Here is a 26,584-nt window from a genome sequence, read left to right as displayed (position 1 = left end):
ACATTCGCGGCCTGTTTTCGTTTGTTCAATCAACACCATAGGGGATCGCCAATGCGCACTCGCGCCACTCTTGCCGCTTTGCTGGGGACCGCAGCCATGACACTTTCCGGACCGTTGATCGCGCAGGAAGCGCCCTTGTCATATCCGGCCACCGAAACCGTGGACACGGTCGAGGAACAGTTCGGCGTCAAGGTGGCCGATCCCTATCGCTGGCTGGAAAACGATGTCCGGGTCGATCCCAAGGTCGCCGCGTGGGTGGAATCGCAGAACAAGGTCACCGACGCCTATCTTGAGACGTTGCCCGGCCGCGCCGCGCTCGCCACCCGCATGCGCGCTTTGTACGATTATGCGCGCACCGGCGTGCCCGAGGTCGCGGGTAACCGCTATTTCTTCACGCGCAATTCGGGGCTGCAGAACCAGGCGGTGCTGTACGTGAAAGATGGCGCGAACGGCGCCGAGCGGGTGCTGATCGATCCCAACGGCTGGGCCAAGGACGGTGCCACCGCGCTTGATGCCTGGGTGCCCAGCGAGGACGGCAGCAAGCTGATCTATTCGATCCAGGATGGCGGCAGCGACTGGCGCACGGTCAAGATCCTCGATGTCGCCACCGGCAAGCCGCTGGATGACGAGGTCAAATGGGTCAAGTTCTCCGCGCTCGAATGGGACAAGGCGGGCAAGGGATTCTATTATTCGCGCTTCCCCGAGCCCGACAAGGAGGGCGAGTTCCAGTCGCTCAACACCAACCAGGAAATCCGCTATCACGCGATCGGGACGCCGCAGAGTGCCGATCCGCTGATCTATGCGACGCCGCAGGAGCCCCAGCTCAATCACAGCGCGCAGGTCTCCGACGATGGCAGCTTCCTGCTGGTCACCTCGTCCTCGGGCACCGATGAGCGCTATCGCCTCACCATGATCGATCTGGACGGCACCAAGGCATCCACGTCGCAGCGCGTGATCGTGCCCGAGCTGGTCAACGACTGGCAGATGATCGGCATGGCCGGGGACCGGATCTATTTCGTCACCAACAAGGATGCGCCGCGGCTGCGCATCGTCTCGATGGCGCGCAACGGCAATGAAGCCAGCATCGAGACGGTGGTGCCCGAAGGCGAGGCGGTGATCGCAGGCGCCTCGGTGGTCGGTGGCAAGCTGGTCGCAAACTATCTGCAGGATGCGCGCAACGTCGTGAAGCTGTTCGATTTGGCGGGCAAGCCGATGGGCGAGCTGCCGCTGCCGGGGATCGGTTCGGTCGGCGGCTTCGATGGCGATCTGGATTCGAAGGAAACCTTCTTCGCCTATTCGAGCTTCAACCGCCCGACGACGATCTATCGCTATGACCTGACATCGGGACAGGTCTCGCCCTGGGCCGAGCCCAAGCTGGCGTTCAACCCCGACGATTATGCCGTCGAGCAGCGCTTCTATGCCAGCAAGGACGGTACCAAGGTGCCGATGTTCATCGTCCGCAAGAAGACCGTCACCGGCCCCGCGCCGACTTTGCTCTATGGCTATGGCGGCTTCAACATCTCGGTGCTGCCCGGCTTCTCGCCGACGCGGCTGGCGTGGCTCGAGCAGGGTGGCGTCTATGCCCAGGCGAGCCTGCGCGGCGGCGGCGAATACGGCAAGGCATGGCACGATGCCGGACGGCTCGCCAACAAGCAGAACGTGTTCGACGACTTCATCGCGGCGGGCGAGTATCTGATCAAGCAAGGCGTAACCGGCAAGGACCAGCTGGCCATCGAAGGCCGCTCGAACGGCGGGCTGCTGGTGGGCGCTGTGGTCAACCAGCGGCCCGATCTGTTCAGCGCGGCGCATGCGGCGGTGGGCGTGATGGACATGCTGCGCTTCGACCGCTTCACCGCCGGGCGCTATTGGGTCGATGATTATGGCTATCCGAACAAGGAGGCCGACTTCAGGACGCTTCTGACCTATTCGCCCTATCACACGATCCGCAAAGCCGATTATCCTGCGGTGATGGTCTCGACCGCCGACACCGACGACCGCGTGGTGCCCGGCCACAGCTTCAAGTACACCGCTCGCCTGCAGGCGACGCAGGCCGGAGACAAGCCGCACCTGATCCGCATCGAAACGCGCGCCGGCCATGGCTCGGGCAAGCCCACCGACAAGATCATCGAGGAATTCTCCGACATCTACGCCTTCCTCGCGCACTTCACCGGGCTGAAGATCGCAGGCGAGTAAGGCGATCTCTCCCCTTCCGCTTGCGGGAGGGGCAGGTCCGGCTTGCCGGACCGGGGTGGGCCTGAAATTTGCGACACTACAGTCCCACCCCGGCCTCGGCTGGGCCTCGTCCCCCCCCCCCCCCGCAGGCGGGAGGGGAGAGGTGCACTCCGTCAGCGTTCCCGATCGACGGGGAAGGGCTGCCTGAACTCTGCAGCCAATCCATTCATCTACAGCCCCGCAAATCTGAACAGTTCCTGTCAGCGCAGTTCAGGCTCTTCACAGCGGCGAATCGGTAATCCTGCATTCGTCCCGCACGGCACAGGGCCTCGCGGGGAGGAATGAAGGATCGAAACATGGCAAAGGCAAAGGGTGTGATTGGCGCGGCGCTGCTCGGTGCGGCTGCCATGGTTGCAGCAGCGATGCCGGCGCAGGCCCAGTGGGGCGGCGGCTGGCAGGGCGGTGGGCGCTGGGGCGGCGGTGGCGACCGCGCGGTGAACCAGTGCGTGCGCGCCGCAGAGTTCGAGGCGCGTCGTTTCGGCCGCTTCGCTCAGGTCACCCAGGTTCGCGACATTGACCGCACCCGCTTCGGGCTGCGCGTCGAGGGCCGCATCGTGGTCGATGGCAACGGGCGCTGGCGCGGCGGATCGGATCGCGGTCGCTTTACCTGCTTCGTGGATCGGGGCCGGGTGGTGGATGTGCGCCTCAGAGGACTCGGCAACTTTCGCTGAGGTCGCGCATGCCCATCAGGCTCCCAGGCGGTTCAGCGTGGCGACAGGCTGGACCGCCTAAACAATCGGTTGAACTTGGGTACAGCGCGGTGCGCCTTGGCCATGGATGTGAAAGGCAATTGATATGCTGAAAGCTTTGACAGGCCTGGGTGCAGCGGGCGCGATGATGGTGACGGGCTTGGCACCCGCAATGGCGGCGCCGGTTTCCACCAGTTCCGGCGCTGGCGGGTATTCCGCGCTCGCCGATCTTGCATGGGACCAGCGCGACGAGCAGGCTGGCCAGTGGCGCGGCGGCTGGGGCAATCGTGGCTGGGGCAATCGTGGCTGGCGTGGTCGCAACCGCGGCATCGATGGCGGCGATATTCTCGCAGGTGCGCTGATCCTCGGCGGGATCGCGGCGATCGCGAGCGCGGCGACCAACAGCAGCCGCAACCGCAACGGTCCCAATGATCGCTACAGCTACAACGACGATGTCCGCTCCGCCTCGACCCAGTGCGGTGCGGCGGCAGCGGCGCAGTCGGGCTTCGGCGCCCGGGTCGAGCGGATCGACAATGTCGTGCGCGACGGCAATGGCTGGCGTGTCGAGGGTCTGGTCGGATCGCGCAACACCGGCGTCGACAGCTTTACCTGCGGCATCAGCTATGGCCGCATTGACTATGTTCGCTTCAACCGTGCCAACGGCGCATGGGGCGCTGGCGATGTCGGCGCGGACAGTCAGGTGTTCGGCGATGCCGGCGACCCGGCCTATGTCCCGCCCCAGGGCGGCGACGATGATTTTGCCTATCGCAACGATGCGGACCCGTACCCGCCCGAATAAGCGATTGCTCTACCGGACGGGTCGGCCTCCATCAGGCCTTTCCGTCCGGCTTCAACCCCTGCGGCGCGCTTTGCCCCTTCGCGCGCCGCAGGGGTAACACCACAAGCGCATTCGCAGCGCGAAGGGACGTACAGAGCGCTTTGCGATCAACCGTTGCCGCGATAGGCGGGCAGCGCGATGTTGTAGCGGATCGCAAGGCCGCGCAGCACGAAGCCCGCCACCGCACCGATGATCGCGGCATATTCCGTGTCCAGCCCTGTGAGCCGCAGCCCGACATACAGGCCCGATGCCAAGGCTGCAGCGGTGACGTAGAGCTCGGGCCGCAGGATGATCGAGGGTTCGCCCGCCAGCACATCGCGGATGATCCCGCCGACGCACGCGGTGATCACCCCCATCATGACCGCAGGCAGCGGGTCGACCCCGAACTGCATCGCCTTGGCCGCGCCGAACACGCCATAGGCACCCAGCCCCACCGCATCGAACCAGTCGAGCATCCGCCCGTGCCACCAATGCTGCGGGGTGATCCACAACAAAGCGGACACCGCCAGCACCACCACCAGCACGCCCGAATTGACGATCCAGAACACCGGCGCGCCGATCAGCAGATCGCGCACCGTGCCGCCGCCGACCCCGGTGACCAGCGCGAAAAAGGTGAAGGTGACGAAGGTCTGCCGCTTTGCCGCCGCAGCCAGCGCGCCCGAGGCGGCGAACACCGCGATTCCGAACAGGTCGAGCGCACCCAATATGGTGCCGAGGTCGATGACAGGGGGCAAAGGGGTAGCCATGGCGAGGGGCTGTAGAGGATCGGCGCGCGGATTTCACCAGCGATTGTGCGCGCGGGCAATCGCGCGCGCCCGCTAGACCGGAAGCCCCGACTGCGGCTTGGCCTCTTTGAGCACGAAGCTGGTGCTGATCGACTTGATCCCCGCGATCGGGCGCAGCCGCTTGTTGGCGAAATCGGCGTAGCTGTCGAGATCCTGGCTGACGACGGTGAGGATATAGTCCGCGCCGCCGGTGACCTGGTGGCAGGCGATGACCTCGTCCAGCCCCGCCACCGCGTCCTCGAACGCACGGGTCAGCGCGTCGTTATGGTCGGCGATTTCGACGCTCACATAAGCGAGCACGCCCAGCCCCAGGGCTCGGCGGCTGAGCCGTGCGGAATAGCCGCGGATCACGCCGTCCGCCTCCAGCCTGCGCACCCGCCGCCAGCACGGCGAGGCCGACATGCCCACGGTTTCGGCGAGCTCCGCATTGGTGATGCGGCCATTGTCCTGCAACGCGCGCAGGATACGGATATCTTCCGGTTCCAGTTCGGTCATCGGCAGGATGTACCTTGATGGAGGCTAAAAGGGAAGGATTATCCCGATCAGGGCGCTGTGGGGCAAGAAATCGAAAGGATTTTTCGTGCAGCCCATGCTATATCGGCGCTCAAGCCATCACAGGGGACGATGCATGGAAAGCCTGCTCATCCGGCCCGACGCGGTCGACTTCTCCACCATTCCGCAGGTGCCCGAAGGCACCTGTGTCGCACCGCTGCAGCGGCCTGCGCATCTGGGCGAAGATTGGCTCGAACCGCAGCAGCGGGTCTACACTGCGGAGGAGCATGGCATCTGGGATGATCTGTTCGCGCAACAGATGGACGTGCTGCCCGGCCGCGCGGCGAGCAGCTTCATCGCGGGGCTGAAGCGGCTCGATCTGGGGCGCGGCGGCGTTCCCGATTTCGGTGCACTCAGCGAGGAACTGCAGCCGATCACCGGCTGGTCGGTGGTGCCGGTGCCGATGCTGATCCCCGATCATGTGTTTTTCTATCACCTCGCCAACCGGCGCTTCCCGGCGGGCAACTTCATCCGCACCCGCGCGCAGTTCGATTATATCTCCGAGCCCGACGTGTTCCACGACGTGTTCGGCCATGTGCCGATGCTGACTGACCCGGTCTATGCTGATTACATGCAGGAATATGGCCGCGCGGGCTGGAAGGCGCTGGCGTACAACCGCCTGAAGGCGCTTTCGGCGCTGTACTGGTACACGGTCGAATTCGGGCTGATCCGCGAGGCCGAGGGTATCCGGGCCTATGGCGCAGGCATCCTGTCAGGGCCGCTCGAGGCAAAATTCTCGGTGGAAGGGCAATCGCCCAACCGCGTGCATCTCGAAGTCGACCGGGTGATGCGCACCGATTATGTCATCTCGGACATGCAGCCGACCTATTTCGTGATCGACAGTTTCGAGGAACTCTACCGCAAGACCGTCGAGCGCAATTTCGACGATCTGTATCGCGGGCTCAACCCGGGCTTCACATACTCCAACCAGGCGGTGCTGGGCGGCGACAAGGTCTATCACCTGGGCAGCCAGGAATACGCCAATCGGGGCGGGCAGGGGTCTGGCGCCAAGCCGGTGTGACGGGATGTGCTCCGGGCGGGCGGCATCGCTGCCGACCGCCCGGAACCGGTCATCAGGCCTTGGGCATCAGCACGCCGTCGATGACGTGGATCACGCCGTTCGACTGCGGGACATCCGCCTGGGTGACGATCGCGGTGCTGCCGCCTTCGCCGGTCAGCACGACATTGGTGCCATCCATCTTGGCGGTGAGCTTTTCACCCTGCACGGTGGTCAGCGTCGCGGTGCCGTTGCCATCGGTGATCGCCTTGGCAAGATCGGCAGCGGTCATGCGGCCCGACACCACGTGATAGGTCAGGATGCCCGACAGCTTGGCCTTGTTTTCAGGCTTCAGAAGCGTGTCGACGGTGCCGGCAGGCAGCTTCTCGAACGCGGTGTTCACCGGAGCGAAGACCGTGAACGGTCCGGTACCGGCAAGCGTATCGACCAGGCCTGCAGCCTTGACTGCAGCGACGAGCGTGCTGTGGATCGGCGATTCCGAAGCGTTTTCGACGATGTTGCGGGTCGGCAGCATTTCCGCGCCGCCGACCATGACAGTGCCGGTTGCATTCATGCCGTTGGCTGCGGGGCCGTCGGTGGCCATCGGTGCGTCAGCCGGGACGGTGACGTCGGATTCGGTGGTGACGTTTTCCGATCCGCAGGCGCCGAGGATCAGGGCTGAGGCCGCCACGAAGGACGAAAGAAAAGCGGTTTTCATTGAAGTATCTCCTTGTGCGTCGGCCATTATCTTTTCCACATCACGCCTTTGCTGATGCGTTGATGGGTCGTCATGACGAATGCCATGACATGGCCGTGCGACAAACGAACGGTGCTGAAGGGTTATTGTTTCCCTTGGCACGAAAGATATGTCGGCATTTGCCGCATCCGAGGCGTTTGCCAGCACACATTTCATCGGATAGGTTTCGCCCCATGACCAAGCCACGTCCGTTCCACATCGATATCCCCCAGGGCCAGCTCGACGATCTGAGGCAGCGCATTCTGGCGGCGCGCTGGCCCGAAAAGGAGACGGTGGACGACTGGGATCAGGGCATCCCGCTGGCCGTGGTGCAGGATTATGCAGCCTATTGGGCGGACGGCTATGATTGGCGCGCCTGCGAGGCGGCGCTCAACGCCTATCCGCAATTTCTGATCGAACTCGACGGCGTCGACATCCATTTCCTCCATATCCGCTCAGCCCATGAGGGCGCGCGGCCGCTGATCATGACGCATGGCTGGCCGGGATCGGTGATGGAATTCATGGAGGTGATCGAGCCGCTGACCAACCCGGCGGACCCGGCGGACGCGTTCCACCTTGTCATCCCCTCGCTTCCCGGCTTCGGCTTTTCGGGCAAGCCCACCGAGACGGGCTGGTCGATCACCAAGATCGCCAAGGTGTGGAACGACCTGATGCTGGCTTTGGGTTATGAGCGCTATTTCGCGCAGGGCGGCGACTGGGGATCCGGGGTAACGCTGGAGATCGCGCGGCAAAATCTGGGCGCGTGCGCAGGCGTGCATTCGAACATGGTGCTGGCGCTGCCTGACCCTGCGACGATGGCGGAGCTGAGCGATCTGGAAAAGCGCGCGGCGGCGCGGATGCAATATTATCAGGAGAAGGAAAGCGGCTATTCGGCGATCCAGAAGACGCGGCCGCAGACCATCGGCTATGCGCTCGCCGATTCCGCGGTGGGCCAGATGGCCTGGATCCTCGAGAAATTCCGCAACTGGTCGGATTGCGACGACACGTTTTCGGGCTTCAGCCGCGATGCGTTGCTCGACACGATCACCTTGTACTGGCTGACCAACTCGGCGGCCTCCTCGGCGCGGCTCTACTGGCACAGCTTCTCGAACATGGGGTTCGACCCGGTCAGCGTGGCGATGGGCGGGACAATCTTCCCCAAGGAGCTGTTCCAGACCTCGCGCCGCTGGGCGGAAAAGCGCTTCAGCAACATCATCTACTGGAACGAGGTCGATCACGGCGGACATTTTGCCGCGCTTGAGGTGCCGCAGATCTTCGTGGAAGAAGTCCGCGCCTGCTTCCGCAACGCTGCGCTCTGACAACACCCGAACCCCGCCAGCACTGGGCTGACGGGGTCCTTCGATCCTCAGATGTTACTTCGAAATGCGGGTACTGGTAATGCCCTGCTTTTCCAGGATCGCCTGCACGCTGTCCTTGCCGACCAGATGCGCCGCGCCGACCGCGATGAACACGGTGCCGGGCTGTTCCATCCGCGTCTTGATCCAGTTGGCCCAGTTGGTGTTGCGGTCGGTCAGCAGCGCGTCGTACAGCCCCGGATAGCTCTCGAAGCCTTCGTTGAGCAGCGTGTCAAGCCGGGTCAGATCGCCCTTGCCCCAGGCGTCGACCATCGTGTCGATCTGGGTGGTGACCTCGGGGACGCCATCGAGCGTCACGTCGAGGAACGCGATCTGCTCCTTGGTCGCGAGCGAATTGAAGATGCCCAGCTGCTGCTCGATCGTCTCGAGCTGGCCGACCGGCTTGGCCTGCGCCTTGGCGGCGTTGGACAGCACCTTTTCGGCACCGCTGTTGGGGTCATAGCCCTGCATCAGCAGCGGCACGGTGGTCAGCGTCACCGCAGCGAACCACGGCTTGTAGCCGTCGAGCGATGCCGCCGGAATTTTGAGCGTGCCCAGCGCGGATTCGTATTTGGCGAGCACCGGGGCATCGAGCAGGCTGCGCAGCGTGGTACCGGCCGGGTTGGTCGCCATCTTCGACAGGATCGTGGGCATGATCGACGGGTCCTCGGGCTCGGTGACTTCAAGCACCAGCTCGTCCGATCCGTCGAAAGCGGCCTTGATGTCGTCCTTCAGCCAGTTGAGCCCCGGGCGCAGCACATGCACCGTGCCGAACAGATAGATGGTGGTGTCCTTGTCACGCACGATCCACATCGCAGGGTTCACGTCCTGCGTCGCAGGCGCGGTGGTGGGGGCGGCGCCCAGCACCTCGGCGACGCTTGTCTGATCGCGCGCCAGCAGCGGCTGGCTGGCAAAGCCGAGCGCGGTAACCCCGGCAAGCGCGAGCGTGGCGGCGGTGGTTCGCAGTGTTCTGGTGATGGTCATGATGGGAAGTATCCTTTGATCGTGTTGGGGGAGGGGAATGAAAAAAAAGGTCTGTCAGCGCAGCTTGTACCAGGCATAGGCGATTGCGCTGGCGGCGAACCCTGCCAGGAACAGCCAAAGCGCGTCGGGTTCGGGCACGATACCGCCCTTCCACAGGATGAACCATGTCGGATAGCCGATGAGCATGACATTGCCGGCGACGACCGTGGTTTTGATGTGAATGGTCCTTTCCAGCTCGTCCGAGACCTGCATCAGCTTCCACGAGCCGATGGTGGTGGCAACGACGAACAGGATGGCGCTGGCCACCGCGAGCCAGGGCGGAATGCTGTTGGCGGAAAGCAGGTCTGCCTTCTCGTCCTCGAAAAAGCCGACCAGAAAGCCCGACAACAGCCCGATGCAGAACAAAGTGCCCACCACCAGGTTGACCCGGTGCTTGCGCTCCCGCGCACGCGCCTGCCAGTCTGTTTCAGCCATGATCGCCTCCGTTGAACTCGTCATCGAAAATCTCCTCGATTGGCATTTCGAACAGCCGCGCGATCCGGAAGGCGAGCGGCAATGAGGGGTCATATTTTCCGGTCTCGATCGCGTTGACCGCCTGGCGCGAGACATCCAGTCGCGCGCCGAGTTCGGCCTGGCTCCAGTCACGCTCGGCGCGCAGCACCTTCAGCCGGTTCTTCATGTCGTCCATCCGTGGGTCATCCTCTCGCCTCCCCGCCGCCCGATCACGCCAGCACCAGAAAGACCGGAGCGAGCAACACCGCCGCACCGCCTGAAGCGGGCGAGGGGACATCGGGGGCATCGCCGCTGATCCACGCGCACAACAGCCCGGTCAGCAGCGCCGATCCCAGCCCCGCGACCCACAAGGGCGGGCGGCGGACGGTGCGGGCGTCGAGCGCGGGGCGGAACATGGTCATCGGGAAGTCCTGTCATTGTCCACTGACCAAATGTCAGCTTACCCTGACTTTATGTCGTGATTCGCTGACCATGTCAAGTGACCCTGACTTAGTGGCAGTGACGCATGACATCCGCTACGGAAAGTGGCGGATTTCGGTGGCTGGTCAGCCCCCGCCTGCGCTGATAGCCTGTCGGCCAACGACAACGGGAGAGACAGCCATGGCGGACGAATCGGCCACCAGCATTCACGCGCGCACCTGCCATCTGTGCGAGGCCAATTGCGGCGTGCTGGTCGAGGTGCAGGGGCGCACCGTCGTCTCGATCCGCGGCAATCCCGATCATGTGCTCAGCCGCGGCCATATCTGCCCCAAGGCGACCGCGCTCGCGGATCTGCAGGACGACCCAGACCGGCTGCGCCGTCCGGTCAAGCGCGTGGGCGACAGCTGGCAGGAGATCGGCTGGGATACCGCCTTTGCCGAGATCGGTGCGCGGATGGCCGAGGTGATGGCAGGCGGCGGACAGCCCGCGATGTACATGGGCAACCCCAATGCCCACAATTACGCCACAGGCACGCAGACCGGCGTTCTGCGCAAGGCGATGAAGCTGCGCACGCTGTATTCGGCTTCGACGCTCGACCAGATCCCGCACCAGTTGATCCAGATGTGGATGTACGGCCACAACGCGCTGTTCCCGATCCCCGATGTCGATCGCACCCGGTTCATGCTGATCATCGGCGGCAACCCGCTTGCCAGCAACGGCAGCGTGTGGACCGTCCCCGATGTGAAGAAGCGGCTTAGGTCAGTGCAGAAGCGCGGCGGGCAGGTGGTGGTTATCGATCCGCGCCGCACCGAGACCGCCAAGATCGCCGACGCGCACCATTTCATCCGCCCCGGCACCGACACCGCCTTGCTGCTCGCCCTGCTCAAGGCGCTCGACGAGGCGGGGCTGGTCAAGCCCGGCAGGCTCGAGCCGATGCTCGACGAGGGCTGGGCAAGCGCCTGGGAGGCTATCCGCGGCTTCGATGTCGCGCGCCTCGCTGCGCATTGCGGCATTGCCGTGCCGGTGATCCGCGATCTGGCAGCGACCCTGGGCAGTGGCGATCCGGCCATCGTCTATGGCCGCATGGGGGTTTCGGTCACCGAGGCGGGGACGCTCAACCTGTGGCTGATCCAGCTGCTCAACATCGCGACCGGCAACCTCGACCGCGAGGGCGGGGTGATGTTCTCGTCCCCCGTGGTCGATCTGGTGGCGGGCGCTGGCCCCGGGACCTACGACCGCTTCCGCTCGCGGATCGCCGACCGGCCCGAGGTGATCAGCGAATTTCCTAGCGCGCTGCTGCCGCAGGAGATTGCGACCCCGGGCGACGGGCAGATCAAGGCTCTGGTGGTGCTCTCGGGCAATCCGGTGCTTTCGGCGCCCGGCGCGTGGGGCGAGGCGCTGCCGCTGCTCGACCTGATGGTGTCGGTGGACATGTACGTGACCGCCACCAGCGCGCACGCGCACTACATTCTGCCGCCTTGCGGTCCGCTCGAAAAGGATCACTATCCGCTGTTGCTCGGCCCGATCGCGATCCGCAATTATGCCGATTACTCGGCTGCGACGCTGCCGATGGAGGAAGGAGCCAAAGCGGACTGGGAGATCGTCGCCGAGATGGCGCGCGCGATTCTGCACGCCCGCGGCGAGGCGGTGTCCAACATCGTGCCGCCGCGCACCGTTCTCGCCTCGATGCTCGCGCGATCGGATTACGACGTGACACTCGAGGAGCTCGAGGCGAACCCCAATGGCAGGGACTTCGGCCCACACGTCCAGCGGCTGCCTGAGCGCCTGCAGACACCAGACAAGCGCATCGCCTGCGCGCCGGCATTGTGCCTGGAGGCACTTGAACAGTGGCGCACGGCGCTTGCCGACACCCCGGCGGACTCCCTGCTGCTGATCGGGCGGCGGCATGTGCGCAACAACAACAGCTGGCTGCACAATTCGCCAAGGCTGGCCAAGGGGCCCGATCGCTGCACGGCGATGATCCACCCCGATGATGCTATGGCGCATGGCGTTACCGATGGCGATCTGGTGCGGATCACCAGCCGCGTCGGATCGGTCGAGGTTGCCGCCGAGATCAGCGAGGATGTGATGCCGGGGGTGATCTCGATCCCGCACGGTTTCGGGCATGACAAGCCGGGGACGCGGCTTTCGGTCGCGGGTCGGCGCCCCGGCGTGTCGCTCAACGACCTCACCGACCCGCAGGCAATGGACCCGATTTCGGGCAATGCGGTGCTCAATGGCACTCCGGTGACGCTGGAGCGGGTGCGGGAGGCGGTGGCGGCGGAGTAGCTCCCGCCGCGATTTTCCGGTCCCCCGCGAAGGCGGGGGCCCATCTCCCGGTAGGCGCGACATCGACGGGGCAGGAGATGGGCCCCTGCCTGCGCAGGGGACCCGAAGAAGTGGGAAGACCTGCGATCACCCAAGCAAAACTTGGCCCCCGCACACCAAGCCTGAATCACCTGCGACTTGACCCCAGCGCCTCCATCGGCCAAAGCGCGGCGCAATCATTGTGCACTTGCGAAGGCCCGGACTTTTGAGCGAGCAAAGCCTCTCATTCCAGGACATGATCCTGACCCTGCACAGCTTCTGGAGCCGTCATGGCTGCCTGATATTGCAGCCTTATGACATGCCCATGGGCGCAGGGACGTTCCACACCGCGACCACTTTGCGCGCGCTGGGTCCCGATCCGTGGAACGCGGCGTTCGTCCAGCCCTGCCGCCGCCCGACCGATGGCCGCTATGGCGAGAACCCCAACCGGCTGCAGCATTATTACCAGTATCAGGTGATCCTCAAGCCCTCGCCCGGCGACATCCAGCAGCTCTATCTCGACAGCCTGACCGCGATCGGCGTCGATCCGCTGCTGCACGACATCCGCTTTGTCGAGGACGACTGGGAAAGCCCGACGCTCGGCGCCTGGGGGCTGGGCTGGGAGGTCTGGTGCGACGGCATGGAGGTGACGCAGTTCACCTATTTCCAGCAGATGGGCGGCTTCGACTGCAAGCCTGTCGCGGGCGAGCTGACCTACGGGCTCGAGCGGCTGGCGATGTACATCCAGGGCAAGGACAGCGTCTACGACCTCGATTTCAACGGTAACGGTGTCACCTATGGCGACGTGTTCCTCGAGAACGAACGCCAAATGAGCGCGTGGAATTTCGAGGTGGCGAACACCGAGAGCCTGTTCGACGCGTTTCGCAAGGCAGTCGCCGAATGCGAGAACTGCTTGGAGGCCAAGCTGCCGATCCCGGCCTATGAGCAGGCGATCCAGGCGAGCCATGTCTTCAACCTGCTGCAGGCGCGCGGGGTGATCTCGGTCGCCGAACGCCAGGCCTATATGGGCCGCGTGCGCGATCTCGCGAAGGGCAGCTGCCAGGCGTGGATGGAGAAGAACGGGTGGGCGGCGTGACCGATTTCCTGCTCGAACTGCTCTCCGAGGAAATCCCCGCGCGGATGCAGGGCAAGGCGCGCGCTGATCTTGAGAAGCTGTTTGCCGAACAGCTTTCCGCTGCTGGCCTCAAGGCTCAGAGCCTGCAGACCTTCTCCACCCCGCGCCGCCTCGCGCTGATCGCGCGCGGGCTTCCGGAGACGACCGAGGCCGTATCCGAAGAACTCAAGGGCCCGCCCGCCGATGCGCCCGATGCCGCGGTCGATGGCTTCCTGCGCAAGGCCGGGCTGACCCGCGACGCGCTCGAGACCCGCGACGTCAAGGGCCGCGCGACGCTCTTCGCGGTGATCGAAAAGCCTGGCCGCGCCACCGCCGATGTGCTGGCCGACGCGATCCCCGCGATCATCCGCGCCTTCCCCTGGCCCAAGTCGATGCGCTGGGGCACCGCGAGCCAGACCACGGAATCGCTGCGCTGGGTGCGCCCGCTGCAGGGCATCATCGCGCTGCTCGGCGGCTATGTCGTGCCGTGCGAGGTCGATGGGCTGGTCGCGGGCGACAGCACGGTCGGCCACCGCTTCCACCACCAAGGCGCGGTGACGATCTCGGGTGTCGAGGATTACGCCAGCGCGCTGCGCGCCGCGCACGTGATCGTCGATCATGACGAGCGCGCCGCCATCATCCGCGACGGCGCGGCCAAGGCAGCGTCGGACGCTGGCTTCGTGCTGGTCGAGGATGAAGGGCTGGTGGTCGAGAACGCCGGGCTCACCGAATGGCCGGTGCCGCTGCTGGGCCGTTATGACCCGGCGTTTCTTGAGGTCCCGCCTGAAGTCATCCAGCTAACCACCCGGATCAACCAGAAATATTTCGTCGTGCGCGATACGGCGGGGGCGTTGGCACCGGCCTTCGTCTGCACTGCGAACATCTCGGCGCACGATGGCGGCAAGGCGATCGTCGCGGGCAACGAGAAGGTGCTCGCAGCGCGGCTCTCCGATGCGCGGTTCTTCTGGGAACTCGACCAGAAGAAGACGCTCGAGCAGCATGCTGAGAAGCTGCAGAACATCGTGTTCCACGAAAAGCTGGGCACCGTCGCCGACAAGGTCGAGCGCGTCGCCAAGCTCGCGCGCTGGTTGTGCGAAGAGGGCATCGTCAAGGGCGACGCGGCGCTCGCCGAACAGGCCGCACGCCTGTGCAAGGCCGATCTGGTTACCGAGATGGTCGGCGAATTCCCCGAACTTCAGGGGCTTATGGGCGGTTATTACGCGGCTAGGCAAGGTCTCGACCCCCAGGTCGCCGCCGCCATCCGCGACCATTACAAGCCGGTCGGGCAGGGCGATGACGTACCGACTGCGCCGGTGACGGTGGCGGTGTCGCTGGCGGATAAGCTGGACAGCCTTGCCTGCTTTTTCTGCGTTGGTGAAAAACCTACGGGATCGAAAGACCCATTTGCTCTTCGCCGCTCGGCTATAGGCATCCTGCAATTAGTGCTCGACAATGATGTCCGTGTGGCACTGACGCAAATGCTTCTGGCTGCATCTTTCGAGTGGTACAAGCATGAGCATCAACGCCAAGGTCGGCAATTGTTCGCAGATGTGTATTTCGGCTTAGAGCAAGCTCAAGGAGCTAAGCCGAACCTTGATGAAGTGGAGCGTATTGCAACTGAGCGCTCGCCGGCTAAAGATGAAATTCGCGAGCAGGCATTCGGTGCTGTTAGAGGCCTTCTCGACTTCTTCGCCGACCGCCTGAAGGTCCAGCAGCGCGAGGCCGGGGTCCGGCACGACCTGATCGACGCGGTGTTTGCGCTGGGCGGCGAGGACGATCTCGTCCGGTTGCTCGCGCGCGTTCATGCGTTGCAGGCGTTTGTCGAGACGGGCGAGGGGGGCAATCTGCTCGCCGGGTACAAGCGCGCGGCGAATATCCTCAAGAAAGAGGGACGAGGCGATGCGAGCGCGACGGTCCACACGCCGGAAACCGGTGGCGGCATTGCGCAGACCGGTGAGGAAGATCCGCTGTCGATGGTCGAGGATCCGGGGGTCGCGCTGGCCGTTGCGGAAATGGCGCAGCCCGGCTCCGGGCTGCCCTATGATCCCGAACCGGCGGAGATCGCGCTGATCGAAGCGCTCGATAAAGCCGAGCCGCTCGCCGCGCTCGCAATCCATGGCGAGGATTTCGAAGGCGCGATGGCGGCGCTCGCGGTGCTGCGCGCACCGATCGATGCGTTCTTTGACGACGTGACCGTCAACGATGCCGACCCCGACAAGCGCACCGCGCGGCTGGGGCTGCTGGCGCGGTTCCGCGCTGCGGTTCACCGGGTTGCCGATTTTTCGAAGATCGAGGGATAATCTCGACACCCTTCACCAACATTCAAGACGGACAGGCAGTATTGCGATGACCAAATATGTGTACCGGTTCGGTGGCGGCGCCAATGATGGTGGCGCGGGTGACAAGTTCCTGCTGGGCGGCAAGGGGGCCAATCTGGATGGCATGGCGTCGATCGGCCTTCCGGTGCCCCCCGGCTTCACCATCAGCACCGAAATGTGCACGCGCTATTATCAGGATGGCGAGGTGTTCCCCGACAGCCTGAAGGCCGAGGTCGCAGAAGGACTCAGGCATATCGAGGCGATCACGGGCAAGAATTTCGGCGATGCGGCCGATCCGCTTCTGGTCTCGGTTCGCTCGGGCGCGCGCGTGTCAATGCCCGGGATGATGGACACCGTGCTCAACCTGGGCCTCAACGATGCCACCGTCGAGGGGCTGGCGCAGGTTTCGGGCGACGAGCGCTTCGCGTGGGACAGCTACCGCCGCTTCGTCCAGATGTATTCGGACGTGGTGCTCGGCCTCGACCATGATGCGTTCGAGGAAGCGCTCGAGATCATGAAGGAAGACAACGGATTCTTCAGCGATACCGAGATGGAAGCCAAGCACTGGAAGGCGCTGGTGGCCGAATATATGGCGCTGGTGCAGGACCAGTGGGGCAAGCCGTTCCCGCAGGATGTGCACGACCAGTTGTGGGGCGCGGTCGCCGCAGTGTTCGGATCGTGGCAGTCGGAACGCGCCAAGGTCTATCGCCGCCTCAACGACATCCCCGCCGAATGGGGCACCGCGGTCAATGTGCAGGCGATGGTGTTCGGCAACATGGGCGACACCTCGGCGACGGGCGTAGCGTTCACCCGCAACCCCTCGACCGGCGAGAACCTCTATTACGGCGAGTTCCTGATCAACGCGCAGGGCGAGGACGTGGTCGCAGGCATCCGCACGCCGCAGTACCTGACCCGCCAGGCGCGCGAGGAAGCCAATGCCAAGCCGCAGAGCATGGAAGAGGCGATGCCCGAAACCTATGCCGAGCTGGCGCGGGTGTTCGATATCCTCGAAAAGCACTATCGCGACATGCAGGACATCGAGTTTACGGTCGAGCGCGGCAAATTGTGGATGCTGCAGACCCGCTCGGGCAAGCGCACCGCCAAGGCGGCGCTGCGGATCGCCGTGGACATGGCCAATGAAGGCCTGATCACTGAGGAAGAGGCGATCGCGCGCGTCGATCCGATGGCGCTCGACCAGTTGCTCCACCCCTCGCTCGATCCCGATGCGGTGCGTGACGTTCTGACCAAGGGCCTGCCTGCGTCTCCGGGCGCGGCGAGCGGGCTGATCGTGTTCGATGCCGACACCGCCGAGCGTCGCAACGAGATGGGCGATTCGGTGATTCTGGTCCGCATCGAGACCAGCCCAGAGGACATCCATGGCATGCACGCGGCGCGCGGCATCCTGACCGCACGCGGCGGGATGACCAGCCACGCTGCCGTGGTCGCACGCGGCATGGGGCGCCCCTGCGTCTCGGGCGCGGGCAGCCTCTCGATCGACAACAAGGAGCGCGTGCTGCGCATCGGCAAGCGCGAGCTGCGCGAGGGCGACACCATCACCATCGACGGCACCACCGGCGAGGTGATGATGGGCTCGGTTCCCACCGTGCAGCCCGAACTGGTCGGCGATTTCGGCGTGCTGATGGGCTGGGCCGACAAGGTCCGCCGCCTCAAGGTGCGCACCAATGCCGAGACACCCGAGGATTGCCGCGTGGCGCGCGATTTCGGTGCCGAGGGCATCGGCCTGTGCCGCACCGAGCACATGTTCTTCGAGGCGAGCCGCATTACCAATGTCCGCCAGATGATCCTCGCCGAGGACGAAGCGGGCCGGCGGGCCGCGCTGGAGAAGCTGCTGCCCGAACAGCGCGCCGACTTCCACAGCATCTTCGAGGTGATGGCGGGGCTGCCTGTCACCATCCGTTTGCTCGACCCGCCGCTGCACGAGTTCCTGCCGCACAGCGAGAGCGAGTTTGCCGAAGTCGCACAGGCTGCAGGCGTCGGCGTCGAGGTGCTCAAGCGCCGTGCCAACGAGCTGCACGAGTTCAATCCCATGCTCGGCCATCGCGGCTGCCGCCTGGGCGTGACGTACCCTGAAATCTACGAGATGCAGGCCCGCGCAATCTTCGAGGCGGCGTGCGATGTCGCTGCCGAAAGCGGCGCGGCACCGATTCCCGAGGTGATGATTCCGCTGGTCGCCACCCGGCGCGAGCTCGAGCTGATGAAGAAGGTAGTCGATGTCGCCGCCGAGTTGGTGTTCGCCGAAAAGGGCCGCCGGATCGAATATCTGGTCGGCACGATGATCGAGCTGCCGCGCGCGGCGCTGATGGCCGACGAGATCGCCGAGGTGGGCGAGTTCTTCAGCTTCGGCACCAATGACCTCACGCAGACCACGCTGGGCGTCAGCCGCGACGATGCGGGACGGTTCCTCACGCAATATGTCGACAAGGGCATTTTCGCGCGCGATCCGTTCGTCAGCCTCGATATCGAGGGCGTCGGCCAGCTGATCGAGATCGCAGTGCAGAAGGGCCGCAAGACGCGCCCCGACATCAAACTGGGCATCTGCGGCGAGCATGGCGGCGATCCTGCCAGCATCGCGTTCTGCGAGACCACCGGCCTCGATTATGTCAGCGCCTCGCCCTATCGCGTGCCGATCGCAAGGTTGGCTGCGGCACAGGCGGCGCTGAAGAAGGCCTGATTCTCTCTCCCCTCCCGCTTGCGGGAGGGCGAGCGACGTCATGCCGCCGCGTCGCGTCTAATCCTCTTGCGTTACGCCTCGATCTTCCGGCATAGGCTGTGCCAAAACAGGAGGGGTCATGCACGCTGGGGTTCGCTATGGATTGCTGCTGGTTGCCGGGCTGGCGCTCGGGACGGGCGCAGCGGTGGTGCAGTTGCGTCAGAGCTTTGCCTCGCTGGGCATCGAAAACGGACCCTGGCGCACCGCCGCCAAGGTCGGTACCAAGGACGCGAGCGTCGCCACCCGCGCCACGGTGGCTTTGCGTGGCCTGCTGGCGCTGCCCGAGCGCGAGGCGATCTATTTCAACGCGGACGAGGATAGCGCCGGGCGCAAGCTCAGCGGCAAGTGCAGCTATCGCGTGTCCGGTGGCGCGATGGATGCGCGCTGGTGGAGCCTGACGCTGTATGACGCCAAGGGCTACCTCATCCCCAACAGGGCGAGCGTGTATTCGCTGGGCAGCGCCGCGCTTGCGCCTGTGGAAGCGTCGAACTGGCAGGTCGATATCGCCCGCACCCGCCGGGGCACGCACTGGATCGCGATGCCCGACGACCGGCCGTTCGAGCTCACGCTGCGCGCCTATCACCCATCGCCAAAGCTGCTGGCCGCGCGGGGCAGCGTGACGCTGCCGCGAATCGAGCGCAGGGAGTGCCGGACATGAGCCGCTGGATCGGACCGCTGATCGTCGCCGTCCTGGCTGCGCTGGCAGCCTGGTACACCACCCTGGCCGCCGCCCCGATGGTGATCATGGACCGCGCCTGGGAGCAGCTGGCGGCGCAATCGGGCTTCAACCGCATGGCGCATGGCCCGCTGGTCACCGCCGAAAGCCAGACCATCGTGCGGCCCAGCCCGGACCTTGCCTATTCGGTGTGTGCGTTCGATCTGACCCAGGCGCCGCTCCGCGTGCATGCGCACCCCGTGCCCGGCCATTACTGGTCGCTTACCGTGTTCGACAGCGAGACCAACGTCGCGTTCGTCGAAAGCGATCGCGACAGCAAGGGCGCGCCGGTGGAGGTCATCCTGGCGACCGCCGACCAGACGGTACCGTCCGGGGTGCGCAATGTGACCATGCCGGGCGCCAAGGGGGTGGCGCTGCTGCGCGTGCTGCTCAACGACCGCGCGGAATTCGACGCGGTGACTGGCTATCGCAAGCAATCCTATTGCCAACCTTTGAAGCAGCCCTGAACCCCGTCATTCCCGCGAACGAGAGAATCCCGCTTCTGCGCGATCGCGGCAAAACAGCGCCACCCGCGCGCGCGCGGGGGTGACGGTTCGAGATAGTCATGGCCCCTAGACAAGCGTCGCGCGGGCTTGCATACCTGTTTTAACCGGACGATTAAACGAGCGCGAATCCAGCCGCGCCGCATCGTCCGCTCATGCAGGAGAGAGAAGATGTCATCCCGCCCGACGCCAGCCGAACTGGCCGATTACGAAGCCCAGGCCGACGCCTGGTTCCGCGAGAACACCCCCAAGGACCCAGGCTTCATGCTGCCTTTGACCTTCATGGAGGTCAGCACCGACCAGCAGTTCGATTTCCTGTGCGCCTGGCAGCGCAAGGTGTACGAGGCGGGCTATCTCGGCGCGAGCTGGCCTGTCGAATATGGCGGCGGCGGACTGCACCCCGATTTCCAGCGCATCGCCACCAAGGTGATGAAGAAGTACGATGGCCCGATCATGCTCAACGCGATCGGCATCGGCTGGGCAGGGCCGCTGATCATGGACATCGGCAGCGAGGAAGAGAAAAAGAAATACATCAAGGGGATGCTCAACGCAGAGGATATCTGGTGTCAGGGTTTCTCCGAGCCCGAAAACGGCTCAGATCTCGGCAATGCGCAGCTCAAGGCAGTGCGAGACGGTGATGAGTATGTGCTCAACGGCTCGAAGATCTGGACCTCTCTGGGCGACCGCGCCAAGTACATGATCCTGCTCGCGCGCACCTCGAACGAGGGGCCGAACAAGTATGCGGGGCTCAGCTTCTTTCTCTCGCCGATGCACGCACCGGGGATCGAGACGCGGCGGATCAAGAAGCTCACCGGCGAGTACGGCTTCGTCCAGTGCTTCTTCACCGATGCCCGCATCCCCGCCGAATGCCTGATGGGCAACGAGGGCGATGGCTGGCAGATTGCGATGAAGACGCTGGAATACGAACGCGGCGCCAAGGTGAATCTGGCGGGCGGATACTTCCTGAAAGAGCTCGACGCGATGGGCGTGGTCGAGCTTGCGCGGCAGTCGCAGCGCGGCGGCAAGCCCCTGCTCGACGATCCGGTGATGAAGGACCGGATGGTCGATTTCATGATGGATATCCAGGCGCTCAATCTCAACAACCAGCGCCGCCGCATGGGGCCATTGGTGCAGGACCGCCCGATGGGGCTTGCGCTGATGAACAAGCTCGCGCGCACCGAGATGATCCGCGAGCTCACCGAGTTCTCGCTAAGCTTCCAGGGCACGCGCGGCGGCTATTATGTCGATGATCCGTGCGCGGTCGACAACGGCTACTGGCACCGCAGCTACTTGAACAGCTTCTCCGCCACGATCGGCGGCGGCACCTCCGAGATCCAGCGCAACATCATCGCCGAGCATGTACTCGGCCTGCCGAAGGGGCGCTAAACCATGGCTTTCAGTGAAGGAAATCTCGCCGACCATCTCGGCGCGCTGAGCTACAGCGAAGAGCAGATCGAGCTGATGGATGTCGCGACCAATTTCTGTCGCGACAGGTCGCCGATCGACAAGGTGCGCAAGCTGATCGAGGATGAGCATGGCTATGATCCTGCGGTGTGGCAGGAGATTGTCGATCTCGGCTGGCTGGGCATCGCGGTGCCCGAGGCGCAGGGCGGGGTTGGCCTGTCGATGGCCGAGGTCGCGCCGATCGCAGAGCAGATGGGGCGGCGGTTGCTCGCAACACCGTTTGCGACCTGCACAATCGCCGCGCAGGCGCTGCTGGCAGCAGGCGACGAGGCGCAGTGCGCTGAGTGGCTGCCGCGCATCGTTGCAGGCGAAGTCGCGACTTTGGCGCTCACCGAGCCGCATGGCGACTGGAACCTCGGCCATGTCGAGGCGACCGCCAAGGCGAGCGGCGACGGCTATGTCCTCTCGGGCACCAAGCAGTTCGTGGTCTATGCCCAGCACGCCGCCTTGGTGATCGCATCGGTGACGATCGATGGCGCGGTGCGGCTGGCGCTGATCGAGCGTTCGGCGATCCCCGACAGTGCCTTGCGCCGCGAGATCATCATCGACGAGACCAAGCGCAGCTACGAGCTCACCCTTGACGGGATCACCATCCCTGCGTCCGCGCTGCTCGATGCCGGACGCTCGGGCACGGCGCTGACGCAGATCGAGCTGGCGAGCGCTTTGCTGCAGGCCGCCGAGATGTGCGGCGGGACGCAGAGCGCGATCGATTACACGATCGAGTATCTGAAAACCCGCAAGCAGTTCGGAAAATTGATCGGCGAATATCAGGCGCTCAAGCACCCGATCACCAACGCCTATGTCGGCTATGAAAAGGCGCGCTCGCACATGCTCAGCGCGGCGCACAATTTCGGCCAGCAGGGCGTGGGCGAGATCGCGGTGCGCATGGCCAAGGCGTCCGCCGACAAGGCCTACAGCTTCGCCGCCGACCGCGCGGTGCAGTTCCACGGCGGCTTCGGCTTCACGCACGATTGCGACGCAGGGCTCTACCGCCGCAGCGCGATCTGGCACGCCAGCCAGTATGGCGACGCCGCCTGGCACCGGGCCAAGCTGGCCGATCTTCTGTTCTGACCCTTCACAAGGAATTCGATATGTCTGAAGTGCAAACCCTCGCGGACGATGGCGTCCTCATCATCACGATCAACCGGCCCGAAGCCAAGAATGCGGTCAACCGCGCGGTGGCCGAAGGCATGGCGGCGGCGCTGGAAGAGCTCGACAGCAACGACGCCCTGCGGGTCGGCATCATCAAGGGAGCAGGAGGCACCTTCTGTTCGGGAATGGACCTCAAGGCCTTCCTCACCGGTGAGCTTCCGATGGTCAAGGGCAAGGGCTTTTGCGGTTTCGTCGAAGCGCCGCCCAGGAAGCCGCTGATCGCCGCAGTCGATGGCTATGCGCTCGCGGGCGGCATGGAGGTCGCGCTGACCTGCGACCTGATCGTGGCCAACAGCAAGGCGCAATTCGGCATCCCCGAGACCAAGCGCGGCCTTGCAGCGGCTGCCGGCGGCCTGATGCGGCTGCCGCGTCAGGTGCCGCCGCGGATCGCGATGGAATTGGCGCTCACCGGCGATTTCATCTCGGCGCAGCGCGCGTACGAGATCGGCTTCGTCAACCGCGTGGTCGAAGGCCCCGCGATCGATGGCGCGCTCGAACTCGCGCACAAGATCAGCGCCAATGGCCCGCTCGCGGTGCGCGTGTCCAAGCAGGTGATCGTCGAATCGCGCGGCTGGAGCGACGAGGAAATGTGGGGCAAGCAGCAGGAGCTCGTCGGCCAGGTCATGGTGTCGCAGGATGCCCGCGAGGGCGCGGCAGCGTTCGCGCAGAAGCGTGCGCCGAACTGGACCGGCAAGTAACGCCGCACAATCGCTGCATATTGCATTTGGCGGTGATTGGCGCACAAGGCGGGCAGGGTCGCGCCTGACTGGAGTCGTGCATCGATGATGCTCCTGCCCGCCCTGCTGCTGACCACCGTAACCCCTCCGCCTTGCCCGGACCGCACGATCAATGCGGCCGACCTTTGCCAGAACCGCGAGATTGCGGCGCGCTGGGCCGATGTCGAGACGGCGATGCGCGCCTGGCAAAAGGTGGATCCGCGCAAGGCGACCATCGCCGAGCGCCGCGACGAGGCGCTGGCCGATCTGCGCCGGGGGTTCGAATATTCGCCCGACGATAGCCCGCAACAGGCCAATGCGGATGTGATCATCGAGAGCCTGGGCTATGTGAAGGCCGAGATCGACGGGCTGACCCAGATCGCCTCGTCGATCCGCACTCCGGCGAGCTTCGGGCCCGGGCTGGCCAGGGACTGCCTGGTCGGCGCGGTGGTCAACTGCGTGGTCGAATCCGCCGGGTTTCTCAACGCGGGCGAAGAGGGCAAGGCGCGCGCGATCGCATGGCAATATGTCAGCGGGCTGGACGCCGGCGGCGGCATACCGCTGCACATGACCATCGCCTGGGATGTGAGCGGCGCGAAACCGGCACTGATCGGCTACACCAGCACCGAGGGCGAGGCCGAGCCGCCGCGGCTGGTCGACAATGGCGAGGACATCATCCTGCATTTCCCTGCGCGCACCGCCGGAACGGGCGAGGGCAATGCCGACAGCCTGTTCCTGTATCGCACCGGCGCGTGGGTCAATATCGGCATGAACAGCTGGAAGACCGAGCTTCGCACCCGCCTGCCCGAGGGCATGGGGCTGTGGAAGGGGGTGGACTACGACTATTACGGCCTCAGCAGCTATTTCCCGATCTGGCGCGACAGCGACGCCAATTGCTGCGCCACCGGCGGCAACGCCTATGCGGTGTTCAAGATCGTCGATGACCGGCTGAAGATCGACACGCTCGATTTCACTCCAGATGCCGCGGTGCAGGTCAAGCCGCTGTCGTGCCCGATCCTCAAGGCCAGCTATCGCTCGCCCTGGCCGACGCGGTTCACGCTGCACTTCGAAAAGCCCGCTTTGCCCCCCAGCGCGCAGTCGGACATGGTCGCGGTGATCGAGCAGACCGACGAGGACGACAAGCTGATCTTCCGCAGGTATTTCAGCTTTGCGGGCTCCAACGGCTTCGGTTCGACGACCTTGATCCCGGTCGATGGCCTGGGCGATGCGCAGAACCCGCCGCAGATGCTGCCCGAGGCAGAGGGCGAGGAATCGCTCTATTTCCACGCCTTCATCGGCGAACCGAACGGGATGAAATACGTCTCCACCCCGCCGCTGCCGGGCAGCCCCGCACCGCTGGGCGTGTTCATGCCCGATCTGGCGCGCTCGCTGTGGTACGACGGCATTGCAGACCCCAAAGGCGGCCCGCCGATCCGCGTCGAGATGCCGCGCGACATGTGGATGGGGGAGTGTGCGGAGTAGGGGGGAGCGACGTCCGCTAATGGATAAGGAATGTGTCGGCGCTTATGGCGGGAACTGGGTGGGAAGCAGTCAACACAATCACTATTCGCGTGTTTCGATCACATGAAGCGTGAACACTGATCCATACACATCCACAGAGCAACCCCAAGTCCGAGCCGCGCCCGACACTGCCACCGGCTTCATTCGCATCAAATCTCCATAAGCAGGCTTAAGTTCGGGAAACATCGCCGAAATCGGTTCGAGCAAGAATCCAGTGTAGTTGCTACGCCTATCTTGGAACACTTTCGTGCTCTCTTTGTGAGACATTATGTATGTATAAAGGGGCATCGATTGCCTCACCCTTGGTGTCATTATTGTGCGACGAAGATACTGGTTTGATCTTGGTCCGCAATGGGGTCGTTTGCAGACCGGCAGATTTTTTCCTGAGCGGTTGAAAAGCCGCCACCGCATCCGCTCAGCCTGAGCTTGTCGAAGGCCCCGCTATGCGGCCAGCGTGGGCGAGGCTCCCTTGACTTCGCGGGCTGATGCCCGGGGCCCAGGGATGAGTGGAGGCGGAGTCAGCCGCACTCTTCTCTCCCCCCCCGCCTGCGGGAGGGGAGAGGAGTTGCGCTGTTTGTTCCGGCTCATCCCCCCACGCATTCACTGCGGCTGCTCGTCATCATAGGCCAGCAGATCACCGGGCTGGCACTCCAGCTCGCGGCAGATCGCGGCGAGGGTGGAGAAGCGGATCGCCTTGGCCTTTCCGGTCTTGAGGATCGAGAGATTGGCAAGGGTGAGCCCCACCCGCTCGGCGAGCTCGGTCAGGGTCATGCGGCGGGCATAAAGCAGGTCGTCGAGCTTGACCATGATCCGGGTCCCTTCGGTGTCATCGGTAATGGGCGGCATCACACGGTCCCTTCGAGATCGTTGCGCATCGCTGCGCCCTGGCGGAACACACGGGCGAGGATGAACAGGGTGATGGCCAGAATGATGCCTCCCAGATCGAACGCGCCTTTCATCGATCCGCCATTTTCCCCCACGAGCCGCGCGATGTGAAGGCCCAGCGCGGCGAGCGGGATCGCAGCAATATTCATGGCCAGTACCATCCATGCCATCTGGGTCAGGCGGTCGGCGTTGACGGGGACGAACGGGTCGCCTTCGCCCACGCTGCGCACGATGCCCTGCATCGCCCGGAAGAAGCGCCAGAAAAGATAGAGCAAGGCTGCGACCCCTGCGAGAAGTCCGCAAATCAGAGCCTTGGTCTCTGTCGACAGCGGATTGAGCTGCGGAGCCTCGACGAACTCGGCGCCGAACAGGATCACGCCGGGAATGCAGATGGTGACGATGATCCCGGCAAAGGCGGTGATCCCGAGGATGAGCCAGATGAGAAGTGTCGCAACCGCAAGCAGCGGGTCCTTGGTGCGGGTGTCAGAAATGGTCATGATAGCGTCCGTTCACACACAGAGGGTCAGGCGAGAATGATCATGGCGAGCGTCGCCGGCGCGGCGGCCTGGGCGGCGGGCACGGTATAGATCGCGCCGATCGAGCCGAAGGTGAGAGCCAGGGCGGCGAAGGCGGCGAGCATGGTGCTGAAGGTGTGGGTCATATCGTTCTCCTTGAAGCGAGACATTGGTAATCGATAAAGAACGTCTATCCGCGAATCGATTTATCGTCAATCAATAATATCGAAAAACGATATTTCGATCTGATGCCACTGTCTCGGCAGGAGCGATGACGGCCTATATGCTGATACGTCTTTGGAAGAGTTCGCAGGCGTCGTTCTCTCCCCTCCCGCATGCGGGAGAGGAGAGAACAGCTTGCTGAGCCGGGGTGGGCCTGTATCAGCTAGCGACTGTTCAGGCCCACCCCGGCCTTCGGCCACCCCTCCCGCATGCGGGAGGGGAGAGCGGTCACGCTGTCTCTCGCCGCACCACCCCCCACGCGCTAGTTGTTGCGCCGCAGCAAGGCATCAGCTATGGGCGCGGCGAGAGTGGCGTGCCGG

Annotated in this window: 25 protein-coding genes; 15 read left to right on the top strand and 10 right to left on the bottom strand. The window is 64.5% G+C overall.

Annotated features, from left to right (window positions below):
• Positions 1-96 precede the first annotated feature (96 nt).
• From BSY18_RS09755 to BSY18_RS09745, 3 genes are all read left to right on the top strand, one after another.
• Positions 97-2,193, top strand: coding sequence for a prolyl oligopeptidase family serine peptidase (locus BSY18_RS09755; protein ID WP_236823501.1), 2,097 nt, complete (start codon positions 97-99; stop codon positions 2,191-2,193).
• A 335-nt stretch (positions 2,194-2,528) separates the two neighbouring features.
• Complete coding sequence (locus BSY18_RS09750) at positions 2,529-2,903, top strand: hypothetical protein (RefSeq protein ID WP_150126252.1); 375 nt, start codon at positions 2,529-2,531, stop codon at positions 2,901-2,903.
• Between the two features lie 124 nt (positions 2,904-3,027).
• On the top strand, positions 3,028-3,720 hold the full coding sequence (locus BSY18_RS09745) for a hypothetical protein (RefSeq protein ID WP_069050468.1): 693 nt from the start codon (positions 3,028-3,030) through the stop codon (positions 3,718-3,720).
• A gap of 146 nt (positions 3,721-3,866) precedes the next feature.
• On the opposite strand, the gene BSY18_RS09740 is transcribed toward BSY18_RS09745, so the two are convergent.
• Both BSY18_RS09740 and BSY18_RS09735 read right to left on the bottom strand, forming a co-directional pair.
• The gene (locus tag BSY18_RS09740; protein WP_069050467.1) at positions 3,867-4,505 is read right to left on the bottom strand and encodes a trimeric intracellular cation channel family protein; all 639 of its coding nucleotides are present in this window, start codon (positions 4,503-4,505) and stop codon (positions 3,867-3,869) included.
• Positions 4,506-4,577: 72 nt separating this feature from the next.
• A complete protein-coding gene (locus BSY18_RS09735; RefSeq protein ID WP_069050466.1) occupies positions 4,578-5,039 on the bottom strand; it encodes an Lrp/AsnC family transcriptional regulator in 462 nt (153 codons plus the stop codon).
• A 133-nt stretch (positions 5,040-5,172) separates the two neighbouring features.
• Between BSY18_RS09735 and phhA the strand changes: the two genes are divergently transcribed.
• Positions 5,173-6,117, top strand: a complete 945-nt coding sequence (gene phhA, locus BSY18_RS09730) for a phenylalanine 4-monooxygenase (RefSeq protein ID WP_171900207.1) — start codon at positions 5,173-5,175, stop codon at positions 6,115-6,117.
• A 52-nt stretch (positions 6,118-6,169) separates the two neighbouring features.
• Here phhA and BSY18_RS09725 read toward each other — a convergent pair whose 3' ends face one another.
• Positions 6,170-6,811, bottom strand: coding sequence for a fasciclin domain-containing protein (locus tag BSY18_RS09725; RefSeq protein WP_171900206.1), 642 nt, complete (start codon positions 6,809-6,811; stop codon positions 6,170-6,172).
• A gap of 212 nt (positions 6,812-7,023) precedes the next feature.
• On the opposite strand from BSY18_RS09725, the gene BSY18_RS09720 reads away from it, so the two are divergent.
• Positions 7,024-8,148: an epoxide hydrolase family protein gene (locus BSY18_RS09720; protein WP_069050465.1), complete on the top strand. Its 1,125-nt coding sequence runs from the start codon at positions 7,024-7,026 to the stop codon at positions 8,146-8,148.
• A gap of 54 nt (positions 8,149-8,202) precedes the next feature.
• Here BSY18_RS09720 and BSY18_RS09715 read toward each other — a convergent pair whose 3' ends face one another.
• The 4 genes from BSY18_RS09715 to BSY18_RS09700 are packed head-to-tail and all read right to left on the bottom strand — an operon-like array spanning position 8,203 to position 10,082.
• On the bottom strand, positions 8,203-9,168 hold the full coding sequence (locus BSY18_RS09715) for a TraB/GumN family protein (protein ID WP_069050464.1): 966 nt from the start codon (positions 9,166-9,168) through the stop codon (positions 8,203-8,205).
• 54 nt (positions 9,169-9,222) lie between these two features.
• The gene (locus tag BSY18_RS09710) at positions 9,223-9,642 is read right to left on the bottom strand and encodes a hypothetical protein (RefSeq protein ID WP_069050463.1); all 420 of its coding nucleotides are present in this window, start codon (positions 9,640-9,642) and stop codon (positions 9,223-9,225) included.
• Positions 9,635-9,847 (bottom strand): helix-turn-helix transcriptional regulator, encoded by a 213-nt coding sequence (locus BSY18_RS09705; protein ID WP_069051842.1) that lies wholly within the window; start codon positions 9,845-9,847, stop codon positions 9,635-9,637. The genes BSY18_RS09710 and BSY18_RS09705 overlap by 8 nt, the downstream gene beginning before the upstream one ends.
• A 43-nt stretch (positions 9,848-9,890) precedes the next feature.
• Complete coding sequence (locus BSY18_RS09700) at positions 9,891-10,082, bottom strand: hypothetical protein (RefSeq protein WP_069050462.1); 192 nt, start codon at positions 10,080-10,082, stop codon at positions 9,891-9,893.
• A 199-nt stretch (positions 10,083-10,281) separates the two neighbouring features.
• On the opposite strand from BSY18_RS09700, the gene BSY18_RS09695 reads away from it, so the two are divergent.
• From BSY18_RS09695 to BSY18_RS09650, 10 genes are all read left to right on the top strand, one after another.
• Positions 10,282-12,390, top strand: a complete 2,109-nt coding sequence (locus tag BSY18_RS09695) for a molybdopterin oxidoreductase family protein (RefSeq protein ID WP_069050461.1) — start codon at positions 10,282-10,284, stop codon at positions 12,388-12,390.
• A gap of 274 nt (positions 12,391-12,664) precedes the next feature.
• A complete protein-coding gene (locus BSY18_RS09690; protein WP_069050460.1) occupies positions 12,665-13,504 on the top strand; it encodes a glycine--tRNA ligase subunit alpha in 840 nt (279 codons plus the stop codon).
• Positions 13,501-15,822 carry a glycine--tRNA ligase subunit beta gene (gene glyS / locus BSY18_RS09685; RefSeq protein ID WP_069051841.1) on the top strand — a complete coding sequence of 774 codons (2,322 nt, stop codon included), beginning with the start codon at positions 13,501-13,503 and terminating at the stop codon, positions 15,820-15,822. Before BSY18_RS09690 ends, glyS begins: the two co-directional genes overlap by 4 nt.
• A 46-nt stretch (positions 15,823-15,868) precedes the next feature.
• Positions 15,869-18,532 (top strand): pyruvate, phosphate dikinase, encoded by a 2,664-nt coding sequence (gene ppdK / locus BSY18_RS09680; RefSeq protein ID WP_069050459.1) that lies wholly within the window; start codon positions 15,869-15,871, stop codon positions 18,530-18,532.
• Between the two features lie 118 nt (positions 18,533-18,650).
• Positions 18,651-19,229 (top strand): DUF1214 domain-containing protein, encoded by a 579-nt coding sequence (locus tag BSY18_RS09675; RefSeq protein WP_069050458.1) that lies wholly within the window; start codon positions 18,651-18,653, stop codon positions 19,227-19,229.
• On the top strand, positions 19,226-19,753 hold the full coding sequence (locus BSY18_RS09670) for a DUF1254 domain-containing protein (RefSeq protein ID WP_069050457.1): 528 nt from the start codon (positions 19,226-19,228) through the stop codon (positions 19,751-19,753). The genes BSY18_RS09675 and BSY18_RS09670 overlap by 4 nt, the downstream gene beginning before the upstream one ends.
• Positions 19,754-19,960: 207 nt before the next feature.
• Positions 19,961-21,175 carry an acyl-CoA dehydrogenase family protein gene (locus BSY18_RS09665; RefSeq protein ID WP_054136239.1) on the top strand — a complete coding sequence of 405 codons (1,215 nt, stop codon included), beginning with the start codon at positions 19,961-19,963 and terminating at the stop codon, positions 21,173-21,175.
• Between the two features lie 3 nt (positions 21,176-21,178).
• Complete coding sequence (locus tag BSY18_RS09660; RefSeq protein WP_069050456.1) at positions 21,179-22,324, top strand: acyl-CoA dehydrogenase family protein; 1,146 nt, start codon at positions 21,179-21,181, stop codon at positions 22,322-22,324.
• 20 nt (positions 22,325-22,344) lie between these two features.
• Positions 22,345-23,103, top strand: coding sequence for a crotonase/enoyl-CoA hydratase family protein (locus BSY18_RS09655; protein ID WP_069050455.1), 759 nt, complete (start codon positions 22,345-22,347; stop codon positions 23,101-23,103).
• An 84-nt stretch (positions 23,104-23,187) separates the two neighbouring features.
• Entirely contained in the window at positions 23,188-24,603 is a 1,416-nt protein-coding gene (locus tag BSY18_RS09650) for a hypothetical protein (RefSeq protein ID WP_069050454.1), read from the top strand.
• A 639-nt stretch (positions 24,604-25,242) separates the two neighbouring features.
• Here BSY18_RS09650 and BSY18_RS09645 read toward each other — a convergent pair.
• The 3 genes from BSY18_RS09645 to BSY18_RS21260 are packed head-to-tail and all read right to left on the bottom strand — an operon-like array spanning position 25,243 to position 26,188.
• A complete protein-coding gene (locus BSY18_RS09645; RefSeq protein ID WP_069050453.1) occupies positions 25,243-25,488 on the bottom strand; it encodes a helix-turn-helix domain-containing protein in 246 nt (81 codons plus the stop codon).
• On the bottom strand, positions 25,488-26,024 hold the full coding sequence (locus BSY18_RS09640) for a DUF2975 domain-containing protein (RefSeq protein WP_069050452.1): 537 nt from the start codon (positions 26,022-26,024) through the stop codon (positions 25,488-25,490). Before BSY18_RS09640 ends, BSY18_RS09645 begins: the two co-directional genes overlap by 1 nt.
• Positions 26,025-26,050: 26 nt before the next feature.
• Entirely contained in the window at positions 26,051-26,188 is a 138-nt protein-coding gene (locus BSY18_RS21260; protein WP_171900205.1) for a hypothetical protein, read from the bottom strand.
• Positions 26,189-26,584: the final 396 nt, after the last annotated feature.

The organism is Blastomonas sp. RAC04, from assembly GCF_001713435.1.
Lineage (GTDB): Bacteria > Pseudomonadota > Alphaproteobacteria > Sphingomonadales > Sphingomonadaceae > Blastomonas > Blastomonas fulva.
The sequence above is the reverse complement of the archived record's forward strand: the minus strand, read 5'-3'. Positions and strand labels throughout refer to the sequence as shown.

Excerpts from the sequence above, each read along its gene's own strand:
- BSY18_RS09640 (WP_069050452.1), bottom strand. The coding sequence starts at position 26,024 with ATGACCATTTCTGACACCCGCACCAAGGACCCGCTGCTTGCGGTTGCG.
- BSY18_RS09670 (WP_069050457.1), top strand. The coding sequence starts at position 19,226 with ATGAGCCGCTGGATCGGACCGCTGATCGTCGCCGTCCTGGCTGCGCTG.
- BSY18_RS09690 (WP_069050460.1), top strand. The coding sequence starts at position 12,665 with ATGATCCTGACCCTGCACAGCTTCTGGAGCCGTCATGGCTGCCTGATA.
- ppdK (WP_069050459.1), top strand. The coding sequence starts at position 15,869 with ATGACCAAATATGTGTACCGGTTCGGTGGCGGCGCCAATGATGGTGGC.
- BSY18_RS09665 (WP_054136239.1), top strand. The coding sequence starts at position 19,961 with ATGTCATCCCGCCCGACGCCAGCCGAACTGGCCGATTACGAAGCCCAG.
- BSY18_RS09650 (WP_069050454.1), top strand. The coding sequence starts at position 23,188 with ATGATGCTCCTGCCCGCCCTGCTGCTGACCACCGTAACCCCTCCGCCT.
- BSY18_RS09705 (WP_069051842.1), bottom strand. The coding sequence starts at position 9,847 with ATGAAGAACCGGCTGAAGGTGCTGCGCGCCGAGCGTGACTGGAGCCAG.
- BSY18_RS09700 (WP_069050462.1), bottom strand. The coding sequence starts at position 10,082 with ATGACCATGTTCCGCCCCGCGCTCGACGCCCGCACCGTCCGCCGCCCG.
- phhA (WP_171900207.1), top strand. The coding sequence starts at position 5,173 with ATGGAAAGCCTGCTCATCCGGCCCGACGCGGTCGACTTCTCCACCATT.
- BSY18_RS21260 (WP_171900205.1), bottom strand. The coding sequence starts at position 26,188 with ATGACCCACACCTTCAGCACCATGCTCGCCGCCTTCGCCGCCCTGGCT.
- BSY18_RS09655 (WP_069050455.1), top strand. The coding sequence starts at position 22,345 with ATGTCTGAAGTGCAAACCCTCGCGGACGATGGCGTCCTCATCATCACG.
- BSY18_RS09755 (WP_236823501.1), top strand. The coding sequence starts at position 97 with ATGACACTTTCCGGACCGTTGATCGCGCAGGAAGCGCCCTTGTCATAT.
- BSY18_RS09720 (WP_069050465.1), top strand. The coding sequence starts at position 7,024 with ATGACCAAGCCACGTCCGTTCCACATCGATATCCCCCAGGGCCAGCTC.
- BSY18_RS09695 (WP_069050461.1), top strand. The coding sequence starts at position 10,282 with ATGGCGGACGAATCGGCCACCAGCATTCACGCGCGCACCTGCCATCTG.
- BSY18_RS09715 (WP_069050464.1), bottom strand. The coding sequence starts at position 9,168 with ATGACCATCACCAGAACACTGCGAACCACCGCCGCCACGCTCGCGCTT.
- BSY18_RS09645 (WP_069050453.1), bottom strand. The coding sequence starts at position 25,488 with ATGCCGCCCATTACCGATGACACCGAAGGGACCCGGATCATGGTCAAG.
- BSY18_RS09745 (WP_069050468.1), top strand. The coding sequence starts at position 3,028 with ATGCTGAAAGCTTTGACAGGCCTGGGTGCAGCGGGCGCGATGATGGTG.
- BSY18_RS09675 (WP_069050458.1), top strand. The coding sequence starts at position 18,651 with ATGCACGCTGGGGTTCGCTATGGATTGCTGCTGGTTGCCGGGCTGGCG.
- BSY18_RS09660 (WP_069050456.1), top strand. The coding sequence starts at position 21,179 with ATGGCTTTCAGTGAAGGAAATCTCGCCGACCATCTCGGCGCGCTGAGC.
- BSY18_RS09710 (WP_069050463.1), bottom strand. The coding sequence starts at position 9,642 with ATGGCTGAAACAGACTGGCAGGCGCGTGCGCGGGAGCGCAAGCACCGG.
- BSY18_RS09735 (WP_069050466.1), bottom strand. The coding sequence starts at position 5,039 with ATGACCGAACTGGAACCGGAAGATATCCGTATCCTGCGCGCGTTGCAG.
- BSY18_RS09725 (WP_171900206.1), bottom strand. The coding sequence starts at position 6,811 with ATGAAAACCGCTTTTCTTTCGTCCTTCGTGGCGGCCTCAGCCCTGATC.
- BSY18_RS09740 (WP_069050467.1), bottom strand. The coding sequence starts at position 4,505 with ATGGCTACCCCTTTGCCCCCTGTCATCGACCTCGGCACCATATTGGGT.
- BSY18_RS09750 (WP_150126252.1), top strand. The coding sequence starts at position 2,529 with ATGGCAAAGGCAAAGGGTGTGATTGGCGCGGCGCTGCTCGGTGCGGCT.